Origin of the sequence: Microbacterium sp. ZW T5_45 (assembly GCF_044987415.1) — a bacterium.
In the GTDB taxonomy this organism is placed as follows: Bacteria; Actinomycetota; Actinomycetes; order Actinomycetales; family Microbacteriaceae; genus Microbacterium.
Genome location: NZ_JBJDRJ010000008.1, coordinates 122,732 through 135,156, shown reverse-complemented (window position 1 = coordinate 135,156; position 12,425 = coordinate 122,732). Strand labels below are relative to the sequence as shown.

At 68.3% G+C, this 12,425-nt stretch carries 13 protein-coding genes; 3 read left to right on the top strand and 10 right to left on the bottom strand.

All coding sequences use genetic code 11. The features are described from left to right. From ACI3KS_RS06305 to ACI3KS_RS06275, 7 genes are all read right to left on the bottom strand, one after another. Positions 1–1,465, bottom strand: a 1,465-nt coding sequence (locus ACI3KS_RS06305; protein ID WP_404916335.1) for a VaFE repeat-containing surface-anchored protein, incomplete at its 3' end; no start/stop codon positions are given. A 187-nt stretch (positions 1,466–1,652) separates the two neighbouring features. Then, positions 1,653–2,294 carry an NAD(P)-dependent oxidoreductase gene (locus ACI3KS_RS06300; RefSeq protein ID WP_404916333.1) on the bottom strand — a complete coding sequence of 214 codons (642 nt, stop codon included), beginning with the start codon at positions 2,292–2,294 and terminating at the stop codon, positions 1,653–1,655. Positions 2,295–2,310: 16 nt separating this feature from the next. Next, positions 2,311–3,318, bottom strand: a complete 1,008-nt coding sequence (gene rlmB, locus ACI3KS_RS06295; RefSeq protein ID WP_404916331.1) for a 23S rRNA (guanosine(2251)-2'-O)-methyltransferase RlmB — start codon at positions 3,316–3,318, stop codon at positions 2,311–2,313. Then, entirely contained in the window at positions 3,311–4,720 is a 1,410-nt protein-coding gene (gene cysS, locus ACI3KS_RS06290) for a cysteine--tRNA ligase (RefSeq protein WP_404916329.1), read from the bottom strand. Before cysS ends, rlmB begins: the two co-directional genes overlap by 8 nt. Positions 4,721–4,783: 63 nt before the next feature. Next, positions 4,784–5,374 carry a short chain dehydrogenase gene (locus ACI3KS_RS06285; protein WP_404916327.1) on the bottom strand — a complete coding sequence of 197 codons (591 nt, stop codon included), beginning with the start codon at positions 5,372–5,374 and terminating at the stop codon, positions 4,784–4,786. Positions 5,375–5,413: 39 nt separating this feature from the next. Beyond that, entirely contained in the window at positions 5,414–6,619 is a 1,206-nt protein-coding gene (gene ispD, locus ACI3KS_RS06280; protein ID WP_404916325.1) for a 2-C-methyl-D-erythritol 4-phosphate cytidylyltransferase, read from the bottom strand. Between the two features lie 67 nt (positions 6,620–6,686). Continuing rightward, positions 6,687–7,169 carry a CarD family transcriptional regulator gene (locus ACI3KS_RS06275; RefSeq protein ID WP_404916323.1) on the bottom strand — a complete coding sequence of 161 codons (483 nt, stop codon included), beginning with the start codon at positions 7,167–7,169 and terminating at the stop codon, positions 6,687–6,689. Between the two features lie 135 nt (positions 7,170–7,304). On the opposite strand from ACI3KS_RS06275, the gene ACI3KS_RS06270 reads away from it, so the two are divergent. Beyond that, entirely contained in the window at positions 7,305–7,778 is a 474-nt protein-coding gene (locus tag ACI3KS_RS06270; RefSeq protein WP_404916321.1) for a DNA modification methylase, read from the top strand. 96 nt (positions 7,779–7,874) lie between these two features. On the opposite strand, the gene ACI3KS_RS06265 is transcribed toward ACI3KS_RS06270, so the two are convergent. Next, positions 7,875–8,558 (bottom strand): response regulator, encoded by a 684-nt coding sequence (locus tag ACI3KS_RS06265; RefSeq protein ID WP_404916318.1) that lies wholly within the window; start codon positions 8,556–8,558, stop codon positions 7,875–7,877. Further along, positions 8,555–9,784, bottom strand: coding sequence for a sensor histidine kinase (locus ACI3KS_RS06260; protein ID WP_404916315.1), 1,230 nt, complete (start codon positions 9,782–9,784; stop codon positions 8,555–8,557). Before ACI3KS_RS06260 ends, ACI3KS_RS06265 begins: the two co-directional genes overlap by 4 nt. A gap of 219 nt (positions 9,785–10,003) precedes the next feature. On the opposite strand from ACI3KS_RS06260, the gene phoU reads away from it, so the two are divergent. Next, entirely contained in the window at positions 10,004–10,714 is a 711-nt protein-coding gene (gene phoU / locus ACI3KS_RS06255; RefSeq protein ID WP_404916313.1) for a phosphate signaling complex protein PhoU, read from the top strand. Between the two features lie 64 nt (positions 10,715–10,778). Here the strand turns inward: phoU and ACI3KS_RS06250 are convergent, their stop codons facing one another. Further along, positions 10,779–11,528 carry a phosphoglyceromutase gene (locus tag ACI3KS_RS06250; protein WP_404916311.1) on the bottom strand — a complete coding sequence of 250 codons (750 nt, stop codon included), beginning with the start codon at positions 11,526–11,528 and terminating at the stop codon, positions 10,779–10,781. A 37-nt stretch (positions 11,529–11,565) separates the two neighbouring features. On the opposite strand from ACI3KS_RS06250, the gene ACI3KS_RS06245 reads away from it, so the two are divergent. After that, positions 11,566–12,399 carry a class I SAM-dependent methyltransferase gene (locus ACI3KS_RS06245; RefSeq protein ID WP_404916309.1) on the top strand — a complete coding sequence of 278 codons (834 nt, stop codon included), beginning with the start codon at positions 11,566–11,568 and terminating at the stop codon, positions 12,397–12,399. Positions 12,400–12,425: the final 26 nt, after the last annotated feature.

Sequence of the window (12,425 nt, the reverse complement as noted above, 5' to 3'; positions counted from 1 at the left end):
TGTACGCGATCGTGTCGATCACCGTGCCACCGTTCCACACCAGGTTGTGGTCCTGATCAGCACTGTCCACCAGCGAGGTGCCGAGGGTCGGAACCGCCGGCTGCTCATCGACCGTGACGGTCTGCGCCGCATCGGCGATGTCGGCGTGCTGCGCCACAGGAGTGCTCAGGTTGGTTCCCTCGTAGAGGTACTCGAACGCCACCAGCGCATCGCCGGCGTACCCGGTCGGTACCGTGAACGTCACATCGACCGTGCCGTCGGATGCCGTCGGCGTGAACGTCGTCGTACCCGTGATGCCGGTACCGGTGCCATCGGCCTGCAGCATCAGTTCACCGGAGACGGTGTACTGCTGACCCGGAGTGAGGCCGGTGTAGGCGATCGTGTCGACGACCGTGCCGCCGTTCCAGACCAGGTTGTGGTCCTGATCAGCACTGTCCACCAGGGTGGTGCCGATCGCGGGAACAACCGCGGCCGCCCAGTTGCCGCTGGCGGATGCCGTCGTCGTCGCGCCCTCGGCTGCAACAAGGACGAGTGACTGCGCGTGCGACGCAGGGGTCGCGGTTCCGCCGACCGTCCGCGGAGTGGTGATCACAAATCCTGTTCCTGATGCACCGTTGGCAGTGGCCGTGATCGTCGCACTGCCTGCCGTCGTGGTGCTGGTCAGGTCGAGGTACAGCTCCTGTCCGTTGACAACCGCGGCGGTATCGATCGGAGTGCCGGATGCGTCGGTGATGGGCAGCGCAGGAGACGACGACACGCTCACTGTCGCCTGGTTGGTCGACACGACGAACGGACCGTACACAGATCCGGTCGTTCCCGGGCTGGTCGGTGACGAGACCGAGACCTCGACGTCGGCAGAAGCCGGCGGAGCGGTTGCCGTGTCGGCGTTGGCACCGTCGAGAAGGTGCCAGTACAACGTCCTCGCATTGGCCCAGGTCACCGGTTCGTCCACCCAGGGCCTCCACTCGGCGTCGAAGCCGAGGTCCGTGTAGCGCCAGATCGCGTACTGCGTCGCCATCGTCGCTTCATCGAGGGTCAGGCTGGGGAGGCCGGCATCAGCGGCAAGGTCATCCAGACTGACGGCCGGATACGAGTGGGTCAGCACCCAGTAAACCTTCGCCTGCACAGCGGGATCCGTGAAGTAGTTCGATCCGAGATAGCTCGAATAGTCACCCACCGTCGCGACCGCGTTGGGGCGAGCGCTGATGGGCTGCTCGATGCAGTAGGCCCAGAGCGCCGGCGTGCCCGGGTTGCTCGTGTCTGCGGGGATCGGCGAATACACCGGATGAAAACTCGCCCCGGAGTACCCCTGCGCAGGCCCGACCCAGACTGAGTCTCCGACCTGCACCTCATCAGCCGCGGCCGGAACCGCCAGCGCGGCCGGCACCACCGCCGCCACCGCGAGGAGCACGGCTGCTGCCGCCCGTCCCCATCTCGTCGCTCTCAACGAATCAGTCTTCTTCATCGATCAACTTCCCTCTCCTGTGCGCGCCCGACGCGCGAGTGAGAGGACTCGCCAGAGTCCCCAGCACAGGACTCCCCCGAGCCCCGGCGGTTCGAGTCTGGGTCGGCTTTATCGGCCCGGCAACGCATATGCCCGACCTGACCCCCAGAGGGGGTCAAGTCGGGCATATGGCGTAATCGACCGGGAGTCAGTACCCGACGGTGAACCGCTCGCGGTGGTGGTTGCCCTGCTCGATCTCGTCGACCACGGCGACCGCGAAATCCGCACCCGAAATGTACGACTTGCCCTCGGCGTCACGCACGATCACATCACCGCCATCGCGGTACTGACCGGTGCGCTCGCCCTCGGACCAGGCGCCGAACACCTCTGCCGGGTGGACGAAGAACCAGTCGAGCCCGGCATCCGTCGCCTCGAGCAGCGCGAGCGAATCGATGCCGACCTGCGCCTCGTGCTTGTACTCCTCAGGGAAGCCCTGATCGAACAACCGAGGTCCGCCCGGTGCGACCAGACTGCCGCCTGCACCGCCGACGACACCGAGGCGGGTCTCGGTACCGGTCAGCTTCGCTGCGATCTCGCCGAGAGCGCCGAGCACCGCATCCTGCATGTCACCGCGGGGCGAGAGTGCCGAGACGACGGCATCCGCGCCCTCGAAGACATCGCCGAGTGACGCGATGTCGAGCACGGAACCCTGCACGTGCGCGGCGCCCGCCACCGGGTCGGTCGGCTCCGAGCGCGAGATCGCGATCACAGCGTGGCCGCGGCTCACCGCCTCGCTGACGATGTGACGACCGGCGTAGCCGGTCCCTCCGAGAACCACGATGCGTGCCATGAGGATGCCTTCCCGATCAGTTGCCTGCGTTGCGGATGGTATTCACCTGGTAGAGCGCGACCGAGGTCGCGATACCGGCGTTGAGGGATTCAGCCGCCGAGGAGATCGGGATCGAGACGATCTGGTCGCAGGTCTCGGCGACCAGACGCGACAGGCCCTTGCCCTCGGAACCGGTCACGATGACGACGGGGCGGTCGGCGAGCTGCAGCTCGGGCAGCAGCACGTCGCCGTCACCGTCGAGTCCGAGCACGAAGACACCCTGCTTCTTGAACTCCTTGAGCTGCGAGGTGAGGTTCGACGCGAGCGCGACCGGCACTCGGGCCGCGGCGCCGGCGCTGGTCTTCCAGGCCGCGGAGTTCACGCCGGCGGAGCGGCGCTGCGGCAGGATGATGCCGTGACCGCCGAACGCGGCCGTCGAACGGATGATCGCACCGAGGTTGCGCGGATCGGTGATGCCGTCGAGAGCCACGAACAGGGGCACCTCGCCCTTGTCGATGACCGCTTCGAGCAGATCCTGCGGGTGGGCGTACTCGTACGGCGGAACCTTGAGCGCGACGCCCTGATGCACGCCGTCGAAGCCGGCCATGCGGTCGAGCTCCTGACGCGTGACCTCGAGCACGGGGATTCCGCGGTGCGTCGCGATCGACAGCATCTCCTTGACACGATCGTCCATCTCGACCCGCTGGGCGATGTAGAAGGTCGTCGCCGGGATCTTCGCGCGCAGCGCCTCGAGCACCGAATTGCGACCGGTCACCGTCTCGGTGTCGGTGGTGTTGTCCTTCACGCGTGCGGTGCGGTTCGGGTTTCCGCCGGAGGTCTGGCGCACGCCCGGCTTGCCTCGACCGCCCGCGGCGGCGTACCGCTCGGCTGCGGCCTTGCGCTTGCCCGCCGGGTGCCAGGCGCGGTCCTCCGCCTTCGGCGTGGGTCCGCGACCTTCGAGCGAACTGCGGCCCTTGCCGCCGGAGCCCTTGGTGGGCCCTTTCTTCTTGCCCTTGCCCGCTGAGGGGTTTCCGAACTTAGCCATCAATACTCCAATGAGTTCCTGCCGGAGAGTCCTCCAGCGTGATTCCTGCGGCGGCGATCGCATCGCGGATGCGATCGGCGGCCGCCCAGTCCTTGTCAGCGCGCGCCTGGGCGCGCTGCGCGATCATCTCCTGCACGAGGGCGTCCAGAGCGGATGCCGTCGCATCGTCGCCGGTCGGGTTCCACTCGGGCGAGGTCGGATCGATGCCGAGGATCCGCGTCATCTGTAGAACGTCCATCACGTCCTGCTTCGCCTCGTCATGCTTGCCCGCATCCAGCAGGGCGTTGCCCGAGCGGACGCTGCTGTGGATCGCGGCGAGCGCGCGCGGAACCGCGAGATCGTCGTTCATCGCGTCCCAGAACTCCGTCGGGAGTCCTTCCTTGTACTGCGACCACCCCGGGGCGGCCAGACGGCGTCCTCGCTCGAGGAACGTCCGGATGCGCCCGAGCGCCGCTTCGGCCTCGTCCCAGGACGACTCCGACAGGTCGAGGCTCGACCTGTAGTGCGCTGCGGCGAGCGCGTACCGCACCACGAGCGGATCGCGCTCCTTCAGCACATCGGCGGCGAGAGTGAAGTTACCGAGCGACTTCGACATCTTCTGACCGTCGACGGTCACGAGACCGTTGTGCACCCAGTACCGGGCGAACCCGTCGCCGGCCGCTGTCGACTGGGCGAGTTCGTTCTCGTGGTGCGGGAATCGAAGGTCGAGGCCGCCGCCGTGGATGTCGAACTCCGCACCGAGGTAGCGCTTCGACATGGCCGAGCACTCGATGTGCCATCCCGGGCGTCCCGCGCCCCAGGGCGACCGCCAGACGGCATCCGCCTGCTCCGTGGGCTTGGCACCCTTCCACAGGGCGAAGTCCTGCGGGTTCCGCTTGCCCCTAGGATCGGCGTCGGCCGCAGCCTCCATGTCGTCGATCGCCTGATGAGTCAGCGACCCGTACTCGGGCCACGAGCGCACGTCGAAGTACACGTCTCCCGAGCCGTCGGGGGCGGCATAGGCGTGCCCGCGCTCGATCAGCGTCGCGATGAGCTCCTGCATCTGGGGAACGGATGCCGTCGCCCGCGGCTCGTAGGTCGGAGGAAGGATGCCGACGCCGGCGTAGGCCGCCGTGAACTCCTGCTCCATGCGATAGGCCAGCGCCCACCAGGGCTCGGCATCCGTCGCGTTCGCGAGCACCTTGTCATCGATGTCGGTGACGTTGCGCACGAAGGTCACCCGACCGAACCGGTGGGTGAGCCACCGGCGCAGCAGGTCGAAGCTCAGCGCCGCGCGGACGTGCCCGATGTGCGGGCCCGACTGCACGGTGGGTCCGCACACGTACATCGTGATGTTCTCGGGGTCGAGAGGCACGAAGTCGCGCAGCTGCTGTGCGCGGGTGTCGTAGAGGCGGAGAGTCACTGCACAAGACTACCGGGCGAGAGCAGTCCACGCCTGGGCGGGCGCCCGACAGGCGCTGGATGGTCAGTCGACGCGGAAGACCTGTCCGGTCTGCACCCCGAGCACGCTCTTGACGTACGCCTGTCCGACCCGGTGCGTCGAGACCGGGACGAAGCCGGGGAAGGCGGAGAAGTACGACGGCGCGTCCTCGAGCACCGACGGGCTGACCGCGTTGATGCGGATGCCGCGCGGGAGCTCGGTCGCTGCTGCCATGACGTACGACTCGAGGGCGCCGTTCGCGAGCGATGCGGCCGCCCCGGTGGCGATGGGCTCGCGCGCGAGGATGCCGGTGGTCAGGGTGAACGAGCCTCTGTCGCTCACGCGGTCGACACCGAGGCGCACCACGTCGAGCTGAGCGAGCACCTTGCTGCGGAACGCCGACTCGTAGTCGTCGCGGCCGAGGTCGGCGAGCGGCGCGAAGGGCACGCTGCCGACAGCGACGACGACCGCGTCGACGGTGCCGACGTCGGTGAACAGGCGCTCGATCGATTCCGGGTCCGAGACGTCGACCGCGTGGTCGCCGCTGCGCGAGGCACGGATGACCTCATGCGCGTCGAGGGCGGATGCCGCGGCTCCGCCGACGTGGCCACCGGCACCGATGATCAGGATCTTCATGGTTCTCTCCTCTGTTGTCCGTGCCAGAACGAGTGCAGGTCAGATCCGGTGGATCAGGGCGACCGCGGTGACAGCGACCCCCTCTCCCCTGCCGGGGAAGCCGAGTCCGTCGGTCGTGGTGGCCGTCACCGACACAGGTGCACCACCCAGTGCGGTCGAGAGCGACTGCTGCGCCTCGGCCCGCCTCGAGCTGAATCGCGGACGGTTCGCCTGGAACTGCACCGACACGTTGCCGATCGCGTACCCGGCCTCGGTGAGGATCTCCCGCGTGCGCGCGAGGAACACATCGGCGTGGGCTCCGGCGTACTCAGGATGCGAGGTGCCGAAGTGCTCGCCGATGTCACCCAGACCGGCTGCGCCGAGCAGGGCGTCGACGATCGCATGCGCGACCGCATCACCGTCGGAATGACCGGAGAGCGGCTGCTCCCCCGGCCACTCGAGCCCGGCGAGCCAGAGCACGCCCTCGCCCCCGAACGCATGGGCGTCGGTGCCGAGGCCCACCAGCGGAAGCGGGACCGCCGGTCCCGTGATCGCCGGCGTCACCACCGCATCGCGCCTGCCCAGGAGCAGCCGCGCGCGCTCGAGATCGGAGGGGGTCGTGATCTTGAAGCCGCGTTCCGAGCCGTCGATGCGGGTGACGACGTGACCTGCGGCCGCGAACAGCGCAGCATCGTCGGTGTACTCGATGCCGGATTCGCGTGCCGACGCGTAGGCGGCTTCGAGCAGCGCGCGGGGGAAGCCCTGCGGTGTCTGTGCGGCGGCCAGTTCCGAACGGTCGACGGCCGTGAGCACCTCCCGATCCGTGACTCGCTTGAGCGTGTCGACCACCGGCAGCGTCGGGATCACTCCGCTCTCGCGGGTCACCGCACCGGCGATGGCATCGATCACCGCGGGCGGTGTGAGGGCACGGGCAGCGTCATGGACGAGCACCACCTCGACATCGCCCCACAACGCGGCGAGTCCGGCGGCGACCGATTCCTGCCGGGTCCCTCCCCCGGTCACGACACGTCCGAGCTCTGCGCGATCCGCCGCCGCGGCGAGCAGCTCGGACTCGGCATCCCCCTCGAACCCCGCGGGCGCGACGACGACGACCTGTGCCGGGGCAGCGGCGAAGACCCCGTCGAGCGCGTGGCGCAGGATCGAGCGGGAGTCGATGCCGACGAACGCCTTGGGAGCGCCGCCGGAGAGCCGGGTGCCGGAGCCTGCGGCGACGACGATGATCGCGGTGCGCGGAACGGGGAGCATGCGACCACGCTACCGGGCGCACGAAAAAGGCGGATGCCGCAGCATCCGCCTTCTCGTGGAAAGGGTGTCAGGAGGCGAGGACCTCGTCGAGCAGGCCGCCCGCCTTGTCCTCGTCGATCTTCTCGGCCAGGGCCAGCTCCGAGATGAGGATCTGGCGAGCCTTGGCCAGCATCCGCTTCTCGCCAGCCGAGAGGCCGCGGTCCTGATCGCGGCGCCACAGGTCGCGCACGACCTCGCTGACCTTGATCACATCGCCCGACGCGAGCTTCTCGAGGTTCGCCTTGTACCGACGCGACCAGTTGGTGGGCTCTTCGGTGAACGGTGCACGCAGCACCTCGAACACGTGATCGAGCCCCTCCTTGCCGATCACATCGCGGACGCCGACCAGGTCGACGTTCTCGGCGGGCACCTCGATGATCAGGTCGCCCTGAGTCACGTTGAGCTTCAGGTACTTCTTCGCCTCACCCTTGATGATGCGCTCCTTGACCTCGATGATGGTCGCAGCGCCATGGTGGGGATAGACGACGGTTTCGCCAACCTCAAAAAGCATAAAAACTTGTCCTTTCGGCAACCTCAAGGATACCACAGGCAGAATGCGCTAAGGTGTGCGCCGCCCTGTCCCCGGACCGCCCCTCGCGTACCCGTAGAATGGACGCGGATATCCCGTCGGACCTCAGGAGGACCCGTGAAATCGCGCCTTGTTGCGTCTGCAGCCCTCAGCGCCCTCGTACTTCTCGGCGCGACGGGGTGCACGTTCATCTCCCCGCAGGCGACGACCATCAACTACTCCGCGTCGGACGGCGTCAACGTCTCCGACGAGTCCGGTCCGATCGTCGTGCGCAACGCGTTCATCGTGGCGAACGAGGACGGCTCGGTCGGGAACTTCGTCGCCGCCCTCGTGAACCAGACCGGCGAGCGCGAGACCCTCACCATCAGCATCGACGGCTTCGACCCGTTCACGGTGACGATCCCCGCGAACGGTCGCATCAGCCTCGGTGCCGACGAGGAGCCGCTGCGCATCGTCGACCTCGACACGCAGCCCGGTGCCACGATCGAGATGCACTTCCAGTCGGGCGAGACCACCGGCGCCAAGGCCGAGGTCCCGGTGCTCGACGGTTCGCTCTCCTACTACAAGGATCTCGTCCCCGAAGAGGACTGATCCCTCTGAGACGACGAGAGGCCGGCACCCCGATGGGTGCCGGCCTCTCGTCGTTCTCCGCCCGGTCTCTCGCGACTCTCGGCGCGGAAGACGCGCTCAGCCCTCGAACCGGTAGCCGAGTCCTCGCACGGTGACGAGCATGACCGGCTCGCCGGGGTTCAGCTCGATGCGGGAGCGGATGCGCTTGATGTGCACGTCGAGCGTCTTGGTGTCGCCGAAGTAGTCGCTGCCCCAGACCCGGTCGATGAGTTGTCCGCGGGTCAGCACGCGACCGGAGTTGCGCATGAGCACCTCGAGCAGCTCGAACTCCTTGAGCGGCATGTTGATCTGCTGCCCGTCGACCGACACCGTGTGGCGATCGATGTCGAGCGAGACCCGCCCGCCGTCGAGCACGCGCTCGTCGAGTTCGCTCTCGGCCTGGACGACCCGGCGGAGCACGGCCCGCATTCGGGCGAGCAGCTCGCGAGAGGAGTAGGGCTTGGTGATGTAGTCGTCGGCGCCGAGCTCGAGGCCGACCACGATGTCGACCTCGGAGTCCTTGGCGGTGAGCATGATGATCGGCACGGCCGAGGTCGATCGGATCTGACGGCACACCTCGGTTCCCGGCATCCCGGGCAGCATGAGGTCGAGCAGGACGATGTCGGCTCCGCGCTCGCGGAACGCGGTCAGCGCGCCGGGGCCGTCCTCGGCGATCTCGACCTCGTAGCCCTCGCGGCGCAGCAGATACGCGAGCGGATCGGCGAGATCGGGTTCGTCCTCGACGAGAAGGATGCGGGTCATGCGGTGTCTCCATTTCGGGCGGGAACGGCTGTGGTGGCCTTGGCGGCCTTCCGTTCGCGCTTCTTCTTGCGCTTCTTCGCCTTCTTGCCGTCATCGACGACCGGGGAGTCGATGCGGGGAAGGCGGATGGTGAACGTGGATCCGCGACCCGGACGAGACCACAGCAGCACCTCGCCGCCGTGACGCTGTGTGGCGTGCTTGACGATCGAGAGACCGAGGCCGGTTCCTCCGGTGCGGCGGGAGCGCGCTTCGTCCGCGCGATAGAAGCGCTCGAAGATGCGCTCCCGGTCGGCCTCGGCGATACCGATGCCCTGATCCGAGACCGCGATCTCGACGATGTCGCCGTCCGCCCGCACACCGACGCCGACACGAGAGCCCTTGGGCGAGTACACGATCGCGTTGGTGAGCAGGTTGCCGACGGCCTCGATGAGGATCTGCGCGTCTCCGCGCACCCAGACACCGCGATCGCCACCGCGAGCGAGGTCGACGCCGGCGGAATCCGCCTGAACCACATGGGCCTCGATCGACGACGCGATCACCTCGTCGATCGACACGGGACGCACATCGCCCAGACCGTCGTCGGCCTGCAGCCGCGACAAGCTCATGATGCGGCCGGTGAGCTGGCCGAGACGAGACGCCTCGGCCGAGATCCGTGCAGCGAAGATCCGCACCTGCGCGGGGTCATCCGCCGCGGACTCGATGGCCTCGGCGAGCAGCGTCACCGCACCGACCGGGGTCTTCAACTCATGAGAGGTGTTGGCGACGAAGTCACGTCGCATCTGGTCCAGCCGCTCCTGCTCCGTGACGTCGCGGATGATCACGAGCACCATTCGAGGGCTGATCACACTCGCGCGCGCGGAGACGAGACGAGGGTCCAGACTGAGGCCCCCTCGGGTCATGCGCAACGACTCGGTCGCGGTGCTCCCGCTGCTGCGGACGCCCCGGACGAGCTGACGGAGCTCGACGTTATCGAGCGTCGAACCGACGTCGAGCCCGAAGCGCGCCGCTGCCTGCGATGCGGCGAGCACGAGTCCGGAGGTGTCGACGACGCAGGCGGCGTCGTCCATGCTGCCGAGAACGTCGGTGACCCCTTCGGGGACGATGGTGGACGTCTCTTCGGCGACGCGTGCGCGTGCGCGGTACGCCCAGACCACGAGGAGCGAGAGTCCGACGCCGATCGCGAGCCCGACGGCGAGCGCCAGCAACGCGATCTGCGGCAAGGTCATGACTCCAGCGTAGAGTGCGTTCACCGCCGGTTCGGCGCGGTTTCAGGCGACGACGGCAGACGGAGAAGTACTATTCACGTTCTGGGCACCGTTCGTTAACCTTCGGCACTCAGAATCGCTGAGGGCCTGCGCACGGCGGGGCCCTCTTCTCTCGCGCGGACGTCCTGCGTCTCGCACCGACGACACCCGTCGGGAACCGAATGAAAGGTTGCGCTCACCATGCGCGAAGTCTTCCACCAGTCCCTCGAGGACCTGCAGTCCCGCCTCGTGGAGATCGCCGACCTCGTCACGATCTCGATCGACAAGGCCACGCGGGCGTTCGCGACGAGCGACGTCGCCCTCGCCGAAGAGGTCATCGCCGATGACGCCAAGATCGACGAGCTCGCGGTCACCCTCGACGAGCAGGCGATCGAGATCCTCGCCCGCCAGCAGCCCGTCGCCCGCGACCTGCGCATCGTCGTGAGCGCCCTGCGCGTGAGCGCGTCGCTCGAGCGCATGGGCGACATGTCCGAGCACATCGCGCAGCTCGCCCGTCTGCGCTTCCCGGAGCGCGCCATCCCGAAGGGCCTCAAGGGCACCTTCACCCGCATGGGCGAGCTCGACGTCGAGATCTCGCGGACGCTCGCCGAGCTTCTGCGCACGCAGGATCTGCGTCTCGCCGACACCATCCGCAACACCGACGACGACATCGACGAGCTGCACGCCAGCGTGTTCGAGAAGGTGCTCAGCGACAACTGGAAGGGCGAGGCGACCGCGACGGTCGATGCCACGCTGGCCAGCCGCTACCACGAGCGCTTCGCCGACCACGCGGTCGCCGTCGCCAAGAAGGTCGTCTACCTCGCGACGGGCGATTGGCACGTCGACGAGGAGGACATCGCGCACGCGGTCGAGCAGCAGGAGGCCGAGCAGCAGGAGCACGGGCACGCCTGAGCCACGCTCTCTCGAGATATGACGAGGGGCCGGATGCTGAGCATCCGGCCCTTCGTCGTATGTCTTACTTCTTGCCCTGGGCGGCGACCGCAGCGGCGCCGGCGGCGGCGGCCTCGGGGTCGAGGTAGCGACCAGGACCGGTCGGGACGTTGTTCTCGTCGAGCTCGTAGACGAGCGGGATGCCCGTGGGGATGTTCAGCTCGGCGATCGCCTCGTCGCTGATGCCCTCGAGGTGCTTGACCAGACCGCGCAGCGAGTTGCCGTGCGCCGTGACGAGCACGGTCTTCCCTGCTTCGAGGTCGGGGACGATCGCGCTCTCCCAGTACGGCAGCAGACGGTCGATCACGAGCTTGAGCGACTCGGTGCGGGGCACCTCGCCGTCGATGCCGGCGTAGCGGGGGTCGTTCACCTGGCTGAACTCGCTGTCGTCGTCGAGGACGGGCGGCGGCACGTCGAACGAGCGACGCCACAGCTGGAACTGCTCCGGACCGAACTCCTCGAGCGTCTGCGCCTTGTCCTTGCCCTGCAGCGCGCCGTAGTGGCGCTCGTTGAGGCGCCAGGATCGGGTCACCGGGATCCAGAGACGATCGGCCGCATCCAGGGCGATGTTCGCGGTCTGGATCGCGCGGCTCAGCAGCGAGGTGTGCAGCACGTCGGGCAGGATGCCGGACTCGGCCAGCAGCTCGCCGCCGCGCTGGGCCTCGGCACGACCCTGCTCGTTCAGGCGGACGTCCACCCAACCGGTGAACAGGTTCAGCTCGTTCCACTCGCTCCGGCCGTGGCGGAGCAGGATCAGGGTGCGCGTCGCAGTCATGCTCACAGTTTATCGGCGGGGCTGGGAGGATTGACGCATGGCGTCATCTCCCCTCGGCAGGCCCACGCGCGGCACCACGGGGACGAACCGGCTCCGCAGGAACGACCGATGGATCGCGGCGAGCGAGGCGTTCCGCCGAGCATCCGATCCGCTCGTGATCGATCTGGGCTACGGGGCCAGCGGCGTGACCGCGTTCGAGCTCGCCGCACGACTGCGGCAGGTGCGGGCGGATGCCGAGGTCCGGGGCCTCGAGATCGATCCGGCGCGTGTGGCGCTCGCGACCGCGCAGCTCGAGGAGGTGCGGGCGGGGAGCACCCCTTTCGATCGGGATCTGCCGGTCTCGTTCGCACGCGGGGGCTTCGAAGTGCCGCTCCCCCAGGGGCGTCGCCCGGCCGTGATCCGCGCCATGAACGTGCTGCGCCAGTACGACGAGACGGACGTGGCGGATGCCTGGCAGCGGATGACGTCGCGCCTGGCTCCGGGCGGACTGCTCGTCGAGGGGACCTGCGATGAGATCGGACGCGTGGCCAGCTGGATCGATGTCGGACCGGACGGTGCACCGCTGCGACTGACGATCTCGCTGCGATTGGCGGAGCTCGAGCGTCCGAGCATCGTCGCCGAACGGCTGCCGAAGGCGCTGATCCACCGCAATGTTCCCGGCGAGCGCGTGCACGCACTGCTGCAGGACCTCGATCGTGAGTGGGATCGCGCGGCGCCTCTGTCGACGTTCGGCGCGACGCAGCGGTTCCTCACCGCGGTGAGCGCACTGAGGGATGAGGGCTTGTCCGTGCAGGGCGGCAAGTCCCGTTGGCGGCTCGGCGAGCTCACCGTGCCCTGGGCGGCCGTCGCCCCGGCCCCCACCGGTCGTTGAGCGATGGAGCGCAGCGACCGAGGCGA

Coding starts and splice junctions, on each gene's coding strand:
- rlmB (WP_404916331.1), bottom strand. CDS start 3,318: ATGGCTAAGTTCGGAAACCCCTCAGCGGGCAAGGGCAAGAAGAAAGGG.
- ACI3KS_RS06265 (WP_404916318.1), bottom strand. CDS start 8,558: ATGACCCGCATCCTTCTCGTCGAGGACGAACCCGATCTCGCCGATCCG.
- ACI3KS_RS06260 (WP_404916315.1), bottom strand. CDS start 9,784: ATGACCTTGCCGCAGATCGCGTTGCTGGCGCTCGCCGTCGGGCTCGCG.
- ACI3KS_RS06245 (WP_404916309.1), top strand. CDS start 11,566: ATGGCGTCATCTCCCCTCGGCAGGCCCACGCGCGGCACCACGGGGACG.
- ACI3KS_RS06300 (WP_404916333.1), bottom strand. CDS start 2,294: ATGGCACGCATCGTGGTTCTCGGAGGGACCGGCTACGCCGGTCGTCAC.
- phoU (WP_404916313.1), top strand. CDS start 10,004: ATGCGCGAAGTCTTCCACCAGTCCCTCGAGGACCTGCAGTCCCGCCTC.
- ACI3KS_RS06275 (WP_404916323.1), bottom strand. CDS start 7,169: ATGCTTTTTGAGGTTGGCGAAACCGTCGTCTATCCCCACCATGGCGCT.
- ispD (WP_404916325.1), bottom strand. CDS start 6,619: ATGCTCCCCGTTCCGCGCACCGCGATCATCGTCGTCGCCGCAGGCTCC.
- ACI3KS_RS06250 (WP_404916311.1), bottom strand. CDS start 11,528: ATGACTGCGACGCGCACCCTGATCCTGCTCCGCCACGGCCGGAGCGAG.
- ACI3KS_RS06285 (WP_404916327.1), bottom strand. CDS start 5,374: ATGAAGATCCTGATCATCGGTGCCGGTGGCCACGTCGGCGGAGCCGCG.